Origin of the sequence: Paenibacillus sp. FSL M8-0334, from assembly GCF_038000405.1 — a bacterium.
GTDB lineage: Bacteria > Bacillota > Bacilli > Paenibacillales > Paenibacillaceae > Paenibacillus_AQ > Paenibacillus_AQ campinasensis.
The window spans coordinates 2643279-2662353 of record NZ_JBBOCH010000001.1 but is presented as its reverse complement, the minus strand read 5'-3'; the positions used below and the strand labels follow the sequence as shown (position 1 = coordinate 2662353).

The 19075-nt window shown below is 54.2% G+C and carries 13 protein-coding genes; 6 read left to right on the top strand and 7 right to left on the bottom strand.

What is annotated here, in order from left to right:
- The first annotated feature begins 28 nt into the window (after positions 1-28).
- The 4 genes from MKX64_RS11610 to MKX64_RS11595 all read left to right on the top strand — a co-directional run bounded on the left by MKX64_RS11610 (position 29) and on the right by MKX64_RS11595 (position 5742).
- On the top strand, positions 29-1909 hold the full coding sequence (locus tag MKX64_RS11610; RefSeq protein ID WP_341035871.1) for an LTA synthase family protein: 1881 nt from the start codon (positions 29-31) through the stop codon (positions 1907-1909).
- A 411-nt stretch (positions 1910-2320) separates the two neighbouring features.
- Positions 2321-2593, top strand: coding sequence for a hypothetical protein (locus MKX64_RS11605; RefSeq protein WP_144029252.1), 273 nt, complete (start codon positions 2321-2323; stop codon positions 2591-2593).
- Between the two features lie 58 nt (positions 2594-2651).
- Entirely contained in the window at positions 2652-4007 is a 1356-nt protein-coding gene (locus MKX64_RS11600; RefSeq protein ID WP_095265008.1) for a hemolysin family protein, read from the top strand.
- A gap of 139 nt (positions 4008-4146) precedes the next feature.
- On the top strand, positions 4147-5742 hold the full coding sequence (locus tag MKX64_RS11595; protein WP_095398884.1) for a PTS sugar transporter: 1596 nt from the start codon (positions 4147-4149) through the stop codon (positions 5740-5742).
- 477 nt (positions 5743-6219) lie between these two features.
- On the opposite strand, the gene fumC is transcribed toward MKX64_RS11595, so the two are convergent.
- From fumC to MKX64_RS11565, 6 genes are all read right to left on the bottom strand, one after another.
- Positions 6220-7608: a class II fumarate hydratase gene (gene fumC, locus MKX64_RS11590; RefSeq protein WP_341035868.1), complete on the bottom strand. Its 1389-nt coding sequence runs from the start codon at positions 7606-7608 to the stop codon at positions 6220-6222.
- A 261-nt stretch (positions 7609-7869) separates the two neighbouring features.
- A complete protein-coding gene (cydC, locus tag MKX64_RS11585) occupies positions 7870-9735 on the bottom strand; it encodes a thiol reductant ABC exporter subunit CydC (protein ID WP_341035867.1) in 1866 nt (621 codons plus the stop codon).
- A complete protein-coding gene (cydD, locus tag MKX64_RS11580) occupies positions 9732-11603 on the bottom strand; it encodes a thiol reductant ABC exporter subunit CydD (RefSeq protein WP_155618524.1) in 1872 nt (623 codons plus the stop codon). The genes cydC and cydD overlap by 4 nt, the downstream gene beginning before the upstream one ends.
- Positions 11603-12619, bottom strand: coding sequence for a cytochrome d ubiquinol oxidase subunit II (cydB, locus tag MKX64_RS11575; RefSeq protein WP_341035864.1), 1017 nt, complete (start codon positions 12617-12619; stop codon positions 11603-11605). Before cydB ends, cydD begins: the two co-directional genes overlap by 1 nt.
- On the bottom strand, positions 12606-14012 hold the full coding sequence (locus tag MKX64_RS11570; RefSeq protein WP_095265014.1) for a cytochrome ubiquinol oxidase subunit I: 1407 nt from the start codon (positions 14010-14012) through the stop codon (positions 12606-12608). The genes cydB and MKX64_RS11570 overlap by 14 nt, the downstream gene beginning before the upstream one ends.
- A 231-nt stretch (positions 14013-14243) precedes the next feature.
- On the bottom strand, positions 14244-14654 hold the full coding sequence (locus tag MKX64_RS11565) for a hypothetical protein (protein ID WP_095265015.1): 411 nt from the start codon (positions 14652-14654) through the stop codon (positions 14244-14246).
- Positions 14655-15152: 498 nt separating this feature from the next.
- Here MKX64_RS11565 and MKX64_RS11560 point away from each other — a divergent pair, with 498 nt between their 5' ends.
- Positions 15153-15815: an HAD family hydrolase gene (locus MKX64_RS11560; RefSeq protein WP_095265016.1), complete on the top strand. Its 663-nt coding sequence runs from the start codon at positions 15153-15155 to the stop codon at positions 15813-15815.
- Positions 15816-15994: 179 nt separating this feature from the next.
- Positions 15995-17218 carry a mannitol-1-phosphate 5-dehydrogenase gene (locus tag MKX64_RS11555; RefSeq protein WP_095265017.1) on the top strand — a complete coding sequence of 408 codons (1224 nt, stop codon included), beginning with the start codon at positions 15995-15997 and terminating at the stop codon, positions 17216-17218.
- Between the two features lie 48 nt (positions 17219-17266).
- Here the strand turns inward: MKX64_RS11555 and ade are convergent, their stop codons facing one another.
- Positions 17267-19069: an adenine deaminase gene (gene ade / locus MKX64_RS11550; protein ID WP_341035861.1), complete on the bottom strand. Its 1803-nt coding sequence runs from the start codon at positions 19067-19069 to the stop codon at positions 17267-17269.
- Positions 19070-19075: the final 6 nt, after the last annotated feature.

The following is a 19075-nucleotide window of genomic DNA, read 5'->3' as shown; positions in this document are numbered from 1 at the left end:
GAGTGACGAAATGAGGACCGAAGACGGAATGGAAAGGAAGGCGATCGCAGTGTTCTCCACTTCACGGTTTCGGTTAACACTCACGAAACCTTTTATGTTTTTTTCGATCATCTTGCTGCTCAAGAGCTATCTCGCCTGGATGGTCATCTTTGACGATGTCCTACCCTGGAGACCGCTTATTACAGAGATTCCATTCATCTGGCTCTTGTTCAGTCTGATTGAATGGTTCGCTTCCAAACGGAAGATGGCGATCTACATGGCCGTCAACCTGCTGCTGACGGGCATTTTCTTCGCAGCTATCATGTATTATAAATATTACGGTGTCATCGTAACCTATCATGCGCTGGAGCAGGTGAATCAGGTTACGGCTGTCAGCAATAGCGTATTCTCTCTCATGGATCCTTACTACTTGCTGATCTTTACCGATATTATCGTCTTGTTCATTCTGCTTCGGCGCAGCGACCGGGTTAAGCAATGGAAAGCCCGGCACGCCCATAGGGAAAAGCGGATGCTCACCTCCGTTGTATTCGTTCTTTCCCTTATGATCTGTCTGTTTCAGATCATGCCGAATCGCGCCAGCATGAATGAGATCATCAAGGCTCAGGAGATGGGCATTCTCAACTATGAGGCTTATACGATTTTCCAGCAGGAAAATACGGAGCTGGTGGATGCTAAGACTATCAATCAGGAAGCCATCCATGCGTTAAAGGGCATTTCCGATCCCGAAGAGCCTCAGCTTGCAGGCGTCGCGGAGGGCAAGAATCTGATCATTATCCAGATGGAGTCGTTCCAGGAGTTCCTGATCGGCCTTGAGCTTGACGGACAGGAAATCACGCCGAACATGAACAAGCTGGCCCGGGAGAGTCTGTACTTCCCGAACTTCTATCAGAATGTCGGCCAGGGCAACACCTCGGATGCTGAATTCGTAGTCAACACATCGTTTTATATCCCGCCTCGGGGGGCTGCCACGCAGCATTACGCGGACAAGGCGCTGCCAAGTCTACCGAAGCTGCTCAAGGCGGAAGGCTATGATACGGCGACTTTCCATACGAATGTCGTAGAGTTCTGGAACCGGGGCGAGCTGTACAAGGCGCTTGGTTTTGACCGCTATTATGACAAATCCTTCTTCGGAGAAGAGGACAAACTCTTCTTCGGGGCCTCCGATGATGTGCTGTATGAGAAAACAGCGCCGGAGCTGAAAAGCATGGCTCATTCCGGAAATCCGTTCTACGCCCAGGTCATTTCGATGTCTGCTCATCATCCGTATACGATTCCTGAATACAAGCACCGGATGCTGCTGCCGGAGCGCTATGAGGGCACCTTCGTCGGCGAGTATATTCGGGCACAGAACTATGCCGATGACGCGCTGGGACAATTCATAGAGCAGCTCAAGGCAGACGGCATCTGGGACAATAGCCTGATCGTCGTTTATGGCGATCATCTCGGGCTGCCGATTTACTCGCTGAACAACAAGGATAAAGAGCTGATGCACGAAATTTTCGGCCGCGACTATGATTCGGCCGATATGATTAACATCCCGCTCATGATTCACAGCAGCGGCATTGAGCCGGATGTACTGGAGCAGGTTGGCGGACAGATCGATTTGCTCCCGACGATCGCGAATCTGATGGGCGTCTCTATGGAGGGCCATCTGTACTTTGGTCAAGATCTGCTGAACCATGGCGAAGAGAACCTGCTGCCGGAGCGCTATTATCTTCCTTCCGGCACCTTCATCAACAGCTCGACGCTGTACATTCCGGGCATCGGCTTTGAGGACGGGGAAGCGAAGCCTCTTCCACATTCCGATGCATCCGCCGTCAAGGCAACAGAGAATGAGTTCGAGCGTGCGCTGGAGCTGCTTCATCTGTCCGACAGCTATGTCAAACAGCTGCCCAGCCACAATCAATAATGATCCATGAATCAGAGCCTCCCTTGCATCAGGCAAGGGAGGCTCTTTTGGCGTAAGGGCGTTGGGCAACACCCTTCCTGGCTCAGGCCCTGCTTGCTTGGCGATTGACATCGGCATAGCCGCTTGCTGAAGAGCGATACATCCGCGTCGTACCAGGGTTTCTGGATTGGTATTTGACAGGGTGGCTTGCTATTTCTTATGATTAGTAACATATACGTTTTGTTTTATTTTTATCGATAGTGGTGAAGATTACCTTACAACGACCATATAATGAATACCACTGGTCAGGTACGCTCGGTTACCTGCTGCGGCAAAGAACCGATGATATGAACTTAGGAGTGACGATTTCACTTGGACCCCATACGAAGGATAAACGGTATCTTAAGTATAATACTCGGCATGACGCTAATCATGATTACATTGGTTTCCGTCGCTGCCGCGGAGCCTTCCGAATCGAAAGAGAATCCGCCTGAAGCTGTGGAGAGCGTGCGCCCTGCGCCGCCTATGCTCCCTAAGAGCCCCGAGCCTGGACGGATGATGCCGGAAGTGTTCTCCCGGGTGTTCATAACGCTCTTGCCCAAGAGCATTGATGAGCCTGTACAATCGGATACGTTCCTAATCCTAAAGCACATGCTGCTCGAGCCTTTGAAGTTCCGATCGAATTATGTAGATATCCATGCATAGTACGCCATGGTTATCTAAAAACTAATTCAGATCAGAAGAGAAAAGGATGTGTTTTTACGTGGATGGCAATATAGGCCTTAATCTATTCCTAGTGTTTGTATTAATCGCGGCAACCGCGTTTTTCGTAGCAACAGAGTTCGCTATCATCCGGCTTCGGCCAAGTCGTGTGGATCAATTGGTGATGGAAGGACGCAAGGGCGCCCTCGCCGTTAAGAAGGTCACCTCCAACCTGGACGGATATTTATCCGCCTGTCAGCTAGGTATTACCATTACCGCACTCGGGCTTGGATGGCTCGGGGAGCCGACGGTCGAGAAGATACTGCATCCGGTCTTTGAAAGTCTGGAGCTGCCAAGTGCGGTAGCTTCCATGATATCGTTCTTACTGGCATTTATTATTATGACTTATATCCACGTCGTGATCGGGGAACTTGCTCCGAAGACACTTGCTATAAATAAAGCGGAGACGATTTCGTTCCTCTGCGCCCAGCCCATTATCTGGTTTAACCGCATCATGTATCCGTTCATCTGGCTCCTGAACGGGTCTGCCAACAAGCTCGTTCGCCTGTTCGGCATGAAGCCTGCCAGCGAGCACGAGGAGGCTCACTCCGAGGAAGAGCTTCGCATGATTCTGAGCGACAGTTATGAGAGCGGAAAGATCAACCAGAGCGAGTATGGCTACGTCAGCCGTATCTTTGCTTTTGACGATATGCTGGCCAAGGAAATTATGGTCCCTCGTACCGATATGATCTGTCTGTATGCAGACAAACCGCTGGCCACAAACTTACAGATTATCAAGCGGGAGCAGTACACCCGTTTCCCCGTTGTCAGAGGTGACAAGGACCAGATTGTCGGCATGATCAATACGAAACAGTTCTTTCTGGAGTTCGATGACAATTCCAACATGGATCTGTCGAAGCTGATTCATCCTGCGATGACCGTATCCGAAGCGATTCCGATCAAGAAACTGCTTCGCAAAATGCAGCAGGAAGGTACCCATATGGCCATCCTGATTGACGAATATGGCGGCACATCGGGTATGATCACAATTGAGGACATCCTGGAAGAGATCGTCGGTGAAATCCGCGATGAGTTCGATGATGATGAAGAACACGAACTGACCCAACCGGAGCCGAACCGCATCATTGCGGACGGCAAGGTGTCGATCAGCCGGATTAACGATCTGCTCCCGGCCAATCTGGATACGGATGACCTGGATACGATCGGAGGCTGGCTGTACGGCCACAACTCCGAGCTTGGGAAAGGCGATTCCTGGACCTATGAAGATCTGGTGTTCACGGTATTGGAGAAGAAAACCCACCGTTACACCAAGCTTCAGATCGTGAAGCAATTGCCGGAAGAAGCGCAGGAGGACGAACCCGTCCCGGTCGCTGAAGATTCTCACTCTCATTCATAACCATGATTACCGTCTGCGGCGCTCCTCCTTCGGGAAGGGGGCCGCAGATTTTTTTCTGGATAATTTAACACTTTAACAAGTTATAACTCTGCTGTAATATAGTCTTTAGTTTATTTCTACATACAGGAGGCTTCAGCCTATGAATCGTCAAATCGCCATTCTCGGAAGCAGCGGCGGAAATCTGTACAACCTCGGGGGCAGAGACCCGCTCAAGCTTCTCGATGAAATTTTAGTGCAGCTAAAAAGCGCCGGCCTGTCCTGTGGGGCTCTGCAGTTCATTGCTGCCGAAGGCTCTATGGATACTGCAACAGACCGTACTCCTGCCAAATTGTACGGCTGGAGTGTGACGCAGCAACAGCCGATTGTTGTGGCTGAAGGAACGTTGGAGGAGGTCAATCAAGCCGCCGAGCGGCTCGATCTTGAAATCGCCGAGCAGATTGAGCTTGCCGAAATTGATGGCCTGATTGTGATGAGCGCCGATCCGGAAGGATGCAATCGAAATGCCATTGCCGCGGCCGTGAAGGAGAAAATTCCGTTAACCGGCACAGGCGGTTCTTCAATGGCGGTCATCCAGTCCAAAGGGGCCAACGTGATTGCCGCCTCCGGCACGACAGGCACGACGAACCGGACCCGTGCCGTTGCGTTTGCAACCTCCCTCAGCAAGCACTGGAAGTTAAGCTATCGCCCGGTGATCGGACAGGCTGCCGCTTCGACAGGTGCTGGCGATCAAGCCGTCTCCGCCTCCCCGTGGCGCCGCATCAGCATTCGGGGCATTATGATGGCGTCGCTGCCCGGATTCATCGGCATGGCCCTTATTCTGGCAGCCAGTAAAATTCCGGGGTTGTCGGCCTTGTCCGAAGTGTTCGACCTGATGATCAAGGCGCTGCCGGTCATTCTATCCGTCATCGCAGCCAAGCAAATTTCCGAGCTGGACGAGGTATCGATTGTCGCCGGCATTGTCGCTGGTGTGCTGTCCGTTGAGGGAGGCATTATCGGCGGGATGATCGGCGGGATTGGCGCAGGTCTGATTGTCCATTATGTATTCCGCAAATGTGTGGAATGGCGCTTCCCCGCGACAACCGTCAATATCGTGGCAGGCGGGATCTCGGGCCTTATATCCGGACTTATCGTTTATTTCCTTATCGCGCCGGTGGCGCTGGCAGCCGGGGAAGGAATCCGGGCTCTGATCGAGACCTTGGTGTCCTGGAACCCTGCCATCGCTGGATTAGTAGCGGGTCTGCTCATATGGCCGGCCATTATCGGCGGCGTATATCATGCCGCCATTCTGCCCATCGTCCTGCTGGAGATGGAGACGACCAGCAACAGCTTCTTGGGGGCCGTGGATATGGTTGGCCTGGTTATGGTGTCGGCTGGCATTACGCTCGCCAATATCATCTCCCCGCGCAATAAAGGAGAAGCCGCGGTAGCCGCACCGGGTTTTGCGATCAATATGGGGTTTGGCACCTTCGTGGAGGCTGCATATCCGTTCATGTTCTCGAACAAGCTTGTCTTCGCCGGAGCTATCGCTTCAGCCGGGCTTGGCGGTATGCTTGTCGGTTTATTCGGCGTAAGGGGCACCGCCTATGTGCCATCCTTTGTCGGTCCGATTACGTCCAACAACACCACCGGCTTCTTAATCTCGATGGCTGCCAGCCTGCTATGCTCCTTCCTGATTACCGTACTGGCCAACAGACTGGCGCGGTATAAAAGCAGCAGCAACACGTTGGGTATGTAGCAAAGGGTGTTCGGTAGGCGAATCGGAGCTAGAGTATTCCAATTCCAGTGAAGTCCCCATAATAAAAAGTTGGGCGGAGAAACGTTATGTTTCCCGTCCAACTTTTTTTATATCAAGCCTAATCCCCAACGTGATCGGCTCCTCGATTCTGAGCCCTTGCCCCTTGCATGATTATCCCTTTCGTTCAGGGAGCAAAAAAAAGGGAGTTCAGGCTGGGAGCTAGCATAGGCTATAGGCTCATTAAAAGATCGAATAAAAGGGCGTGGAGAAATAATCGCCAGCCTTACCCACCTACACCTTCCTCCTGCAGCGCGACTTGGAGCAGCGCTTGTTTATGCCGATGTACCTATCCCCTTCTCGGCAGTTCTCCGTTTCTTTCGCTACCTGATTAAAAGGGATTATCGTGAAAGCATCCGTGAAAGGGGAAGTGACGCTAATGGTTATGCTTGCTGACCTACTGAACGGTCTCCGCCAACCCTACGCCTTCGGGTGAATCATCTCTTCCGGACGAACGATGCGGTCAAACTCCTCGCCGCTTAGCAGGCCGCTTTTGATCGCTGCCTCGCGCAGGGTCGTTCCTTCTTGATGTGCCAGCTTCGCAATGGTCGCCGCGTTCTCGTAGCCGATATGCGGATTCAGGGCGGTGACCAGCATGAGCGAGCGCTCCATATTGGCCCGAATCACCTCGATATTCGCCTGGATGCCCACCGCACAGTTGCGGTTGAAGGAATCCATCGCATCCGTAAGGAGACGAGCCGACTGCAGATAATTGTAGATGATGACAGGCTTGAACACGTTTAGCTCAAAATTGCCCTGGCTTGCCGCAAAGCCGATGGCAGCGTCATTGCCCATCACCTGGCATACGACCATCGTAAGCGCCTCGCTCTGGGTCGGGTTCACCTTGCCCGGCATAATCGAGCTGCCCGGCTCGTTAGCCGGAATCGTCAGCTCGCCGATGCCGGAGCGCGGACCGCTGGCCAGCCAGCGCACATCGTTGGCGATCTTCATCAGATCAGCCGCCAGCGCCTTCAGCGCACCATGAGCAAATACAAGCTCATCATGGCTCGTCAGCGCATGGAACTTGTTGCTTGCCGAAGTAAAGCTGTAGCCGGTCTGGGTGCTGATCTCGGCAGCGGTCATATCGCCGAAATCCGGATGAGCGTTGATGCCTGTACCAACCGCCGTACCGCCAATGGCAAGCTCGCGCAGCGGCTCGACAGCAGCCACAATCATCTGCTCGGACTTCTCCAGCATCCGGTGCCAGCCGCTGATCTCCTGTCCGAGGGTGAGCGGCGTTGCATCCTGCAGGTGGGTGCGTCCGATTTTTATAAGATCCTTATATTCATCACGCTTGTCCGCAAGCGTCTGCTTCAGCCGCCGCAGTGCCGGCAGCACCTGCTCCTCCACCGCCACGACAGCCGCCATATGCATTGCGGTAGGGAACGTATCATTTGAGCTTTGGGACTTGTTAACATCGTCATTCGGGTGGATCGCAGTGTCCGCCCCTTTATCCTTCAACAGCTGGTTCCCGCGGCGGGCAATCACTTCATTCACGTTCATGTTGGACTGCGTGCCGCTTCCGGTCTGCCATACCACCAGCGGGAAATGCTCATCCCACTGCCCCGCGATGATCTCGTCAGCCGCTGTCACAATCGCTTCTACCTTGCCCGGCTCCAGCTTGCCCAGCTTGCCATTCACAATGGCGGCGCTTTTCTTCAACACGGCAAAGGACCGGATGATATCCATCGGCATCGTTTCCGTGCCTATGCGGAAATTTTCCAAGCTTCGCTGGGTCTGGGCAGCCCACAGCTTATCCGCAGGCACCTTGATTTCACCAAGCGTATCCTTCTCAATACGGTAGTCCATCTCATCTTCCTCCTCGTGTCTATTTTGCTAGCCGTTACCCATCATGTAAAAACGCTTTAAATTCCAATCCTATTATGACACAGATGGCAGCGGAATGAAAAATGCTTCCCCTTCATGCTGACAACGATCCCATGGCTCCCTATGCAGGCTCTTGCCGGTTGATCATCTTCCTCACGTTTACAACGCACAAAAGCCCGGGCCCTCGAAGAACACATCCTTCGAAGACACGGGCTGTATGTTGTTGTGTCACCCCGAGGGAGTTCACATGACGCCTGGCCGGTCGAGCCGATACAAGCGTCTGTAACGAGAGGAGCGCTGGAGCAGCTCGGCATGCGTCCCTCTCATCGTAATCTCCCCTTCATCCATAAACACAATTTCATCCATCTGTTCGATCCCTACGAGATGATGCGTAACCCAGATTAACGTGCGGCCATGCAGACTGCTGAAAATGGTGGACAACAGATCCCGCTCAGTCTTCGGATCAAGGCCGACCGTCGGCTCATCCAGAATGACAACCGGCGTATTCTGCAGCAGAATGCGGGCGAGGGCCACGCGCTGCCGCTCTCCGCCGGAGAAACGCTGGCCCGCCTCCTGCATCCGTGTCTTGAGGCCTGCCGGAAGCGACTGCACCAGCGGCCCCAGCCGGGCAAGCCTTACCGCCTCGTCCACTTCCTCTGCTGTAGCGTCATGACGCCCGAGCCGGATATTGTTTTCCAGTGTCGTGTCAAACAGGTGCGGGCTCTGATTCAGTACCGATATAAACGAAGCCATGCCATCTCCATAATGGTCCGCCGGACTCCCGTCCAACGTGACACTGCCCGCCGATGGAGAGATAACGCCTTGAAGCAGCTTGAGCAGCGTCGACTTGCCTGCACCGGATCGGCCAATGACCGCTACTTTCGAGCCAGGAGGGATGTCCATCGACAGGCCACGAACCGCATCCCGGGTCTCTCGCTCAAGGCCCTCCTCTTCTGCTGTCGCAAGAGCTGAGAGGGATTCCTTCTCATAACGGTATGAGACATCCCTCACAAGAATATGAACCCCCGCGCCCGCGTCGGACAAGAACCGGGCATTCTTCGCCAGGTCCAGCTTGGCGGCATGCTGCATTCCGGACCGGTTTCGATTCTCCACACTCTCTCTATCATATGCAGCACCGGCCAGCCCTCCCATTGCGTTTCCTGCCTCAATCGCCCGCAGCCGGGCCAGTGATTCCTCATAATGCGGTATCTTCTCCACCGCATCAGACAGGGGAAGAAAAGCATCCATCAACGGGAAAACGGCGAGGACAAAAGCGGCAATCAGCGTCACATCCAGCATGCCTTCCCCATGCCGCTGCCCTGTCCAGTACAATACCGAGATGACCGTCAGCGCCACCACCCCTTGCGCGATCAGGCCGCGCCACCGTGCCCAGCGCTTCAGCTGTCGATCCGTCCGGTCTACCTCCGCTTCATCCTCTTCATATCCGCGCAGGAACTGTTCTTGACGACCGCTCACGAACCACTCGTTCAGACCAAGCACAGCATCGGTAAGCTTGCGGTATAATGCACTGCGCTGCTGCTTGATCGCTCTGCTCTTCCGCTTGGTCAGCAGCAGCGAAATGAGCGGCAGAACAAATACAAGCAGACAGACATACAACCCGATCAAGACGGCAAATCCGGGATCAAAAGCCCCGAGCGCCGCCACGATCCCCCCGTACATCACAAGTGCGGTCACAGCCGGAAAGACGGTTCGGATATAAACGTCCTGAAGACGTTCAATATCTTCTGCGAGGACGCCCAGCAGATCGCCTGTGCGGTACCGGGAAGACAGCCGGAGCGCCTGCGGCTCCAGCAGGTTGTACAGGCGAAGGCGCATTTGTGACAGGATGCGCAAGATGGTGTCGTGCCCGACCAGCCTCTCCACATAATGGATGACCGCCCGGCCGATGCCGAATGTGCGCACGCCAACTACCGGAACATACACCATCAGAATATTTTCGGGCCGCAGTGCCGATTTGGAGATCAGATACCCGGAGGTGAACATCAACGCCCCCGCAAACAGAACAGTCAGAATGCCCAGCACCGCGATCAGCACAAACCGCCAAATATGCGCGGTAGCATACGTTATAAGCCACGATTCCTGCTTCAAAGCACTCCCTCCATTTGCGATGTGATCAGTTGATAGTAAACCCCGCGCCTGGCCATCAGCTCTCCGTGTGTCCCGGTTTCGGCCACTCGTCCGGCGTCCAGGACAATAATGTAATCCATGTGCGGCATCCAGTGGAGGCGGTGGGTTGCCAGGAACACCCATTTATCCCGAAACAGAGGGAGCATCGTCTCCTTCAGCTCATACTCGGTCTCGATATCCAAATGCGCCGTAGGCTCATCCAGCAGCAGCACCGGCCGATTGCCGAGCAGCGCCCTCGCCAGCGCCACGCGCTGTGCCTGTCCGCCGCTAAGCGCCCGTCCGCCTCCGCCAATGTGCTCATCCAGCCCTTGCGGCAATGACGCCACCAGCTTCGACAGTCCGGCCATATCTACCGCCTGAACAACCTCTGCCCTTGAGGCATCCGGTGCATAGAACTTCACATTATCCTCAAGAGAGCAGCTGAACAGATACGGATGCTGGGGCATGTAAGTGATCTGTTCACGCCATGCGCGCCTATCTGCATCCGACATCGGCACGCCATCTAACGAGATCGTTCCCTCCGATGCCGGGACGAACCCGCCAAGCAGATCAATCAGTGTTGACTTGCCTGCACCGCTCTCGCCCACGATGCCAACCTTTCTCCGCCCCCGGATCTGAAGGTCAATTCCCTCCAAAGACGCGCGCCCGCCGTCTTCATACCGCTTGCCAATCCCGGTCAGCCGCAGCAGGCTGTCCGTCTCCCAGGCAAAGGACTTCCCGATCGGTGGTGCGGCCGGGCCCTTCCCGGCTTTACGCGGAAGGCCTGATGAACCTCCATTCGCATTCCCTATCGCGTATCGCTGCGGACCTTGAGCTTGAGGCGGCCTCTTCTGCTCGCCTGCTGCTGGCTGCTTCGTGTCCGGGAACTGCGTAGCGCCAGACTCGGCTTCAGCCTCCCGGATCATCGATTGCATGGCCAGCCCCGCCTGCCTGCCGTCCAGCGTCGCGTGGAAGTCAGCCCCGAGCATGCGCACAGGCAGGAAATATTCTGGTGCAAGTACCAGCACTGTCAGTGCAGGCAGCAGCTCCAGACTGCCATTGATCAGGCGCAAGCCCAGGTTAACCGCCACGGTGGCTACGGACAGCATCGTGAAGAAGTCCAGCGAGAAAGAGGACAGAAAGGCTACGCGCAGCGTCCGCATCGTCGCCTTCCGATACCCTTCGCTAACCTGCTTGATGCTGCGGCTGTGGCCAGCGCTTTGACCGAGATACTTCAAGGTCTCCAGCCCGCGCAGCGAATCGACAAAGTGATTGGACAGCACCCGGTAGGAACCTAGCTGCTTCTCGGTTTGTTTTCTCGCAGCCAGTCCTACCAGAATGAGAAATGCGATCAGAATCGGCATCGTCACGAGCAGAATCAGGCCCGATATACGGTCAGTCGCAAATACATACAGCCATACCAAAATCGGTGTAATTCCTACCCCGAGCATGCGCGGGATGACCAGCTCGGCGTATTTGCGAAACTTGCCGATCCCGTCCAGCACCAGCGTGACCACATTCCCGGTCCCTTCGGTACGAACAGCCGCCGGGCCGCGCTGGAACAGCGCTGCCAGCAGCCTCTGTCTCAGATCGGAGCCGGTCTCCTCGGCAAACCGCTGGGCCAGACGCTGCTGCAGCATGGAGATGACGTGCCGGGCCAGAAACGCCAGCAGAAACCAGCCGATCTCTCCGGCCTGCTGGTACGGACTTGAGCCCGCGAACAGCGCCGAGATGACTTCTGCCAGCCATTTCGCTTGCAGAATGATGGCCAGGCTTTGCGCTACCGTACATAATGCCACAAGAAGAAATACCGGCTTCGCCCCTTTATACCCCAGCAGTTCCTTGCCCATCAGTATTCCAGATGCTCCTTCTCATTCACGCGCTTGTGGAACACAAAGTAGCTCCAGATCTGATAGCCCAGCACAAATGGCAGCAGGGTGACAGCGACGATGGTCATAATCTTCAGCGAGTACGGGCCGGAGGCCGCATTGTAAATCGTCAGGTCAAATGCCGAATCGATGGAGCTGATCATGACGCGCGGGAATAACCCGGCGAACACCGACGTCACCAGCAGCACGATGACCGCGCCGGTCATCCCGAACGCCCAGCCGTCGCGCTTGACGCTCATGAAATAGCCGCCGATGAGAAAGGCTACCATCGCGAGGATGAGCAGCAGCGATACGAGCATGCCCTTCTTCTCGATAATGTCCGTCACCATGTAAGTCATCACGCCGAAGACCATGAACAGCCCTGCAACCGGCAGAAGCAAACGCCGGGCCAGGCGGCGCGCCCGCTCCTGGAGCTGACCTGTCGTGCGCAGCGTAGTGAACATCAAGCCGTGCAGCAGACAGAGCATTACTATCGTCAAGCCGCCGACCACTGTATAAAGGTTCACGACATCGAAGAAGCCGGCATGCAGCTGCATCTGCGCATCAATCGGAAGCCCCTGAATAAGACAGGCGAACACAACGCCAAGCAGAAACGGAGGCAGCACGCTGCCGAGAAAAATTGCCGCATCCCATACTTTTTTCCAGCGGGTGTTATCGACCTTTCCCCGGAATTCAAAGGCGACCCCGCGCCCGATGAGCGCCAGCAGCAAAAACACAAGCGGAATATAGAAGCCGCTGAACAGCGTGGCATACCAGTTCGGGAATGCGGCAAACATCGCACCCCCGGCGGTCAGCAGCCATACCTCGTTCGCATCCCAGAACGGACCGATCGAGTTGATAAGAATACGACGCTCTGTGTCGTTCTTCGCGAGAAACCGGGTCGACATGCCCACTCCGAAATCGAAGCCCTCCAGAAAAAAGAAACCGATAAACAACACAGCAACGAGAATAAACCACAGTTCATTAAGAGACAGCATTGTAGTCCTCCTCCTTCGCGAACGGGTCGCTCACATGTTGATCGCCCGTCTCTTCCGCATATGGCCCTTTCTTGATGACCTTCACGAACAGATAGGCCATTACGACAGCCAGAACGGCATAGATCGCAGTAAACGTAATAAGTGAGAACAGAATGGAGCCTGCGCTGACGTTAGGCGATATGCTGTTCTCTGTTGTTATCAGTCCGAATACCGTCCATGGCTGACGCCCGATCTCCGTCATAATCCATCCGGTTGTATTGGCTATGAACGGCAGCGAAATGCTGTACAGCATCAGGCCCATGAACCATTTGCCGGCCTGCTCCAGCTTCCTGCGCAGTGCCAGCCACGTGCCATACAAGCCAAGCAGAATCATGATTGTGCCAGACGCCACCATAATCCGGAAGCTCCAGAAGGTCGTTCTCACCGGCGGAATATAGTCACCAGGCCCATACTCCTGCTCGTATTGGGCTTGAAGCTCCTTCATCCCGACCACTTCCCCGGAAAACTTGCTGTAAGACAAGAAGCTCAGCAAATACGGAACCTTCACTTCCATGGCGTTCTGCTGCTTCTCAGGATCAATAGCCGCAATGACCGTCCATGGCGCCGGATCATCACTTGTCTCCCACAAGCCTTCCGCCGCCGCCATCTTCATCGGCTGGGTTTGCACCAGGTACTGCGCCTGCTGATGACCGAATACGGCTACGAGTATAGAGGATATCAGCCCTACAACAACCGCGATGTGGAAGGACTTTTTGAAGAAGGTCACATCCTGCTTCCGCATCAGCTTATAGGCACTGACCCCGGTGACCAGAAATGCCCCTGTGGCGAGCGCGCCGAATATCGTATGCGGGAACTCTACCAGCAGCTGTCCATTCGTAATGAGCGCGAAGAAATCGTTCATCTCTGCCCGTCCGTTGTTGATGACATAGCCGACCGGACGCTGCATGAAAGAGTTGGCCGCCAATATCCAGAACGCCGACATGACCGTCCCCAGGGAAACCAGCCAGATCGAGAGCAGGTGAACCTTCTTGGACAGGCGGTCCCAGCCGAAGATCCACAAGCCGATGAAGGTCGACTCCAGGAAGAAGGCCAGCAGCGCTTCAATCGCCAGCGGCGCACCGAATACGTCCCCGACAAAGCGGGAGTAATCCGACCAGTTCATCCCGAACTGGAACTCCTGCAGAATGCCTGTTACGACCCCGACCGCAAAATTGATCAGGAACAGCTTGCCCCAGAACTTGGCCATCTTCTTGTACACTTCCTGGCCTTTCACCACATACATCGTCTCCATGATGGCAATCAGAAACGCCAGACCGATGGATAGCGGCACAAAAATAAAATGAAAAATGGTTGTCGATGCGAATTGAATTCGCGCCAGCATGACCGGATCCATAAAATACCCCTTTCTTTCCTTTCGATTGAGCATGCCTTGTGAAGTTCGGTTCGGCTGCTCACGGTTCTGTTTGTATTTTCGCAGAGGGATAATTTGAATATTGTGATAAAAATCACATAAATCAGAAGCACATGCGGGAAAAAGTTATAAATTCGTGACAAAAATCACTAATTAATCATGATGAAAAAAGAAAAGCCCGCGCAGATCAGCGCCGGCTTACGTCCTCTCATATTAGCTTTTACATAAGAATTCATCCAGATTATACCGGCTGATGACACTTTCGAGCGTATTGCGATCCGATAAATACTCTACAGTATAAGTGCCGGAAACCGTTACCTTTCGGCCATCCTCCAGGTAGTCCAGATGAAGCACGCCATACTCATCAAATTCCCATTCATGAGCCACCCAATATATTGGAGAGGCCAAGCCTATGAACTGAATAACGACGATCGATCCATATACAAACTCTTCAGGCTCCTCGTATTCCTCGTATTCCTCATATTCCTCGTACAAGTCGTCTCCGGCGTCATATGCATTATATTGATGACGATCGATCCGGGATCGAATGATTTTGATTACGATAGCAGCCGCTGCAGCGACCGCCAAAAGGATAATAAAAGCCACACTGTTAGACCACGACACGTCCTATTCCCCTTCCAGCATCACCTGTTATGTACCTTGTTTCCTGATGATACAACGATGCATACTTGTTGCTTTTATCATATATCGGAAATCCAATTTCACAAGACGTTTCCTCAAAAAATGGGCCAAAACTAAAAAAAAATAATTTTTTTCTTAAAACAGCATGCCGGAGCGCGATGCCTCACGATCGTTATTGGTAACAGCCCTTCCGGATCAGGCGGAACAAATATGCTGATACACCGGGAATGAAACCGGATTCTAGCTGGCTTGCATTCTCCACAATCACATGAATGAAAAGCTTAAAATGCAAGTGCTTCCATCGATCCGTATGAAACCGCAATCACACTGCGTCAGATTATCTGCCGCGTTGACGACTTGACAAAGCTTATGTTACGGTTTTTTTAACGACAACGGCGAATTCAATTATGGGAACCGCCGGATATCCAACTCGTTTTGTTATATTAACTAACACTTTATTAACATAAGGGAGTGGTTAAATTGATCAAAGGTTTCATTTTTGATTTTGACGGAACGATCATCGATACCGAGACTGCCTGGTACTATGCTTTTCGCGAAGCCTACCAGGAGTATGGAGTAGAGCTGACACTCGCACACTATTCCACTTGTATCGGCACCAGCTTGAATTCTTTTAATCCTTACGAATATCTGATGACCGACCTGAACCTGCCCATTGATAAAGAGGAATTCCGCATCGCGGTTCAGCAGCGGCACAGTGAACTGATGGAGAAAGAGGCAATCCGCCCGGGCATTCTGGAGTTTCTGAACTCGGCGAAAGAGGCAAATCTAAAGCTGGGGCTAGCATCAAGCTCTTCCAAGGCCTGGGTTGAAAAGCATTTGGAGCTGCTTGATATTCAAGATTACTTTGAATGTATCCGCACTTCTGACGATGTGGCCCGGGTTAAACCTGATCCTGAGCTGTATGTGCAAACTCTGGAGTTTCTGGACCTCGCGCCTTCGGATGCCGTGGCCATCGAGGATTCCCCAAACGGCTCGAAAGCAGCCGCAGCTGCAGGCATGCATTGCGTAGTTATCCCCAATGAACTGACCCGTTATCTGGAGTTTGATGTTCCGCATCACAAGACCGATTCGTTAAGTTCCCTCGATTTCGAACATGTAGTCACACGCAAAATTTTTAGCTAACAGCTAAGTAATCCTCTATACTCCATTCACACCGATCATGATCAAAGGCCTGTCCGACAAGGATGTTCAGCAAGTTGTAGGAACAGGACGGAGATAATGATGAAGCGAAATATCAAGTCCCCTACCTGTCCTGTTCCTTCTTCATTCCAGTCTTCAAGACCAAAAAGGAGGAATACACGATGAAAGCTGTCCACTTCGGGGCCGGAAACATCGGCAGAGGTTTTATCGGCCCGATACTGTCCAAATCCGGTTACCATGTATGTTTTGTCGCCCGCAACAAGAAGCAAATCAGCGAACTTCAGACCCGGCGGGAATACCCTCTTGTGCTGGCCAATGAGGATCGCAAATCCGAGATCGTTGGCAACGTAACGGCGCTAAGTCTGGGGGAGTCTGGCAAAGTGACCGCGCAGATTGCCGCAGCGGATATCGTCACTACGGCTGTTGGCATCAGCGCACTGAAGGACATTGCCGAATCGATTGCCCGCGGGATTCGTCAGCGGATAAAGCAGGGCAATGCAACCCCTCTGCATATTATGGCCTGCGAGAACGGGATCGGAGCAAGCCAGTTGTTGAAGAAATGGGTCTCCCCTTACCTGGAAAACTGGGGAATTCAAGATGCCGACCGCTTCGTGTCTTATCCGAATACGGTGGTGGACCGGATCGTCCCCGTGCAAAAGCATAAAGATCCGCTGCAAGTGATGGTCGAACCTTTCTCCGAATGGGTGATTGACCGCAACGAGATCAAGGGCGAGCTTCCCCCTCTGCAGGGCGTCCGTTACTCCGATTCGCTCGACGCTTATTTGGAACGAAAGCTGTTCACCGTGAATACCGGACACTGCTGCGCCGCGTATTTCGGATATTTGGAAGGCTATTCTACAATTCAGGACGCGATGTCCGATCCCGGCATCCGTTCCAAAGTTACCGGGGTGCTAATGGAGACCGGAGCGCTGCTCCGCGAGCGTTACGGTTTCGACGAGAAGAAGCATCGGCTGTATATCGAGAAAATATTGGGACGATTCGCAAACCCGCATTTTCACGATCCGATCACTCGTGTCGCCCGTTCCCCGATCCGCAAGCTCTCATCCAGTGAACGCCTGGTGTATCCCGCCATGCAGGCTGAGCGACTCGGATTGAATACATCCGGTTTGGTTACGGCCATTGCCGCCGCCCTTCTGTTTGATCACGCTGACGATCCCGAAGCGCTGAAGCTGCAAGAACAAATCCGCAAGCAAGGGATTCGTGAAGTGGTCTCGCACGTGCTCGGCATCCCATTCAGCCATCCGCTTCACGGCCGTATTACCGCCGCCTACCGGAAGCTGTGCTTGAACTATCCTCATCTGGCCAGCACGGGCTTTGAGACGATCTTCAGTCCTACCGCCCATCGCCCGGCGTCCACGGAATAAGCAAGTGGGCCGGGACACGCGGGGATGCGTAAGCGCAGAACCCTTCGCTTATGACACCGGTCCCATCTCCGTTTCAATCAGCTTGAACTCGGTCACATCCGCAAGCCCACGATTCGTAATGCGGATTTCCGGAATGACCGGCAGCGCGATCAGGGAGAAGGTCATGAAGGGTGCATGGATCGGGCAGCCCAGTTCACGCCAGGCATCCTCCAGCGCTGCAACTTCCTCCGCAACCGTCTCAACCGGCCGGTCAGCAAGCAGTCCGGCAATCGGCATTGCGACCTTTGCCAGCACCTTGCCGTCCCGCACGGCAATCATGCCGCCGCCGCAAGCAGCAAGCTCGTTGGCTGCCAGCGCCATATCCTCGGTATTCGTGCCCATGACCAGCAAGTTGTGGCTGTCATGCGCTACGGTGGAGGCCACCGCACCGTGTTTCAGTTGGAAGCCGGTTGCGAAGCCAAGCGAGATTTGCCCGGTGCCTTGATGACGCTCAATGCAGGCCAGCTGGATGACGTCCTGGCTGACATCCGGCTGAATCACGCCTTCCTTCACCGGCAAAACAGCCGTATGCTTGGCTGTGCGGGCGCTGTTCTCAATGACCCGGACCACGTTCACCTTCGTTTGATGCGTCTCGTATTGGCTAAGGAGACGGAAGTCCGCTGCCGTTAACGCCCGCTGGAGACGAACGGAGCTGAAGGCCTTCTCTGGGTACTCATAAACCGGGAACGGCTTGATGAGCTGCCCGGCCTCCGCTACCACCTCGCCATCAGTGATCACGATGGACGGAACCATGCTGTTCAGATCGTCGATCAGCAGCATGTCCGCGATTTTGCCTGGTGAAATACTGCCCAGATCTCCATCCAGCCCAAAGTAGCGGGCCACGTTGACCGTCGCCATCTGAATGGCGGTGACAGGCTCTACGCCCTCCTCGATGGCCCGGCGCACCACATGGTTCATGTGACCAAGCCGGAGCAGCGTCTGCGGGTAAACGTCGTCTGTGACAAGGGAGATGTTGTCCGTCCGCACCTTGTCCTCCGTCACCACCTTGATCACTTCCTTCACGTCCTGCCAGGCCGAGCCCTCGCGAATCATCAGATGCAGACCGAGCCGAACCTTCGCGAGCGCCTGTTCTCTCGTAACCGTCTCATGATCCGAGCTCACCCCTGCGGCAAGATAGGCTTGGAGCATCCGGTCATCCTCTGCCGGAAAATGCCCGGTCACGGCCTTGCCTGCACGGATCGTCGCTTCAATCTCACCCTTCATCGTCGGGTCGCCATAGACAACCCCCGGGAAATTCATGACCTCTCCGAGGCCGGCCACGCCCGGCCAGGTGAGGCCCTCTTCAATGTCGGACACGCCCAGCTGGGCCCCGGCATCCTCCAGATCGAACGTGGCCGGAACACAAGACGGAATGGTCGTAAACACTTTCAGCGGCAACTCGCGGCCTTCTTCATGCATCCAGCGCACCCCTTCCATGCCGAACACATTCGCGATCTCATGTGGGTCCATGAACACGCCCGTTGTGCCGGTCACGAGGGCAGCCTTCGCGAATTCCGTTACGGTCAGCATCGTGCTTTCGACATGCATATGCCCGTCGAGCAGTCCAGGTGTGATATATCGTCCGCGGGCTTCGATCACCTTCGTACCGTCTCCGATCGTATGATCCGCTTGTCCGATATAAGCAATTCGCCCGGCAGCAATAGCGATGTCTATCCCCTCTTGAAGCTCCCCTGTAAACACATTGACCAGCGTGCCGTTCTTGATCACCAGCTCGGCAGGCTCCTGGCCAAGCGCAATGCGCCCCAGGCGATCGCTAACTTCATATCGAGGCTGTCTTTGAATTGTTGTCATTTCGAT

What these genes read in the sequence shown, in the direction of transcription:
- MKX64_RS11610 (WP_341035871.1), top strand. Translation starts at nt 29, where the DNA reads ATGGAAAGGAAGGCGATCGCAGTGTTCTCCACTTCACGGTTTCGGTTA.
- MKX64_RS11605 (WP_144029252.1), top strand. Translation starts at nt 2,321, where the DNA reads ATGATTACATTGGTTTCCGTCGCTGCCGCGGAGCCTTCCGAATCGAAA.
- MKX64_RS11595 (WP_095398884.1), top strand. Translation starts at nt 4,147, where the DNA reads ATGAATCGTCAAATCGCCATTCTCGGAAGCAGCGGCGGAAATCTGTAC.
- fumC (WP_341035868.1), bottom strand. Translation starts at nt 7,608, where the DNA reads ATGGACTACCGTATTGAGAAGGATACGCTTGGTGAAATCAAGGTGCCT.
- cydD (WP_155618524.1), bottom strand. Translation starts at nt 11,603, where the DNA reads ATGGGCAAGGAACTGCTGGGGTATAAAGGGGCGAAGCCGGTATTTCTT.
- cydB (WP_341035864.1), bottom strand. Translation starts at nt 12,619, where the DNA reads ATGCTGTCTCTTAATGAACTGTGGTTTATTCTCGTTGCTGTGTTGTTT.
- MKX64_RS11570 (WP_095265014.1), bottom strand. Translation starts at nt 14,012, where the DNA reads ATGGATCCGGTCATGCTGGCGCGAATTCAATTCGCATCGACAACCATT.
- MKX64_RS11555 (WP_095265017.1), top strand. Translation starts at nt 15,995, where the DNA reads ATGAAAGCTGTCCACTTCGGGGCCGGAAACATCGGCAGAGGTTTTATC.
- ade (WP_341035861.1), bottom strand. Translation starts at nt 19,069, where the DNA reads ATGACAACAATTCAAAGACAGCCTCGATATGAAGTTAGCGATCGCCTG.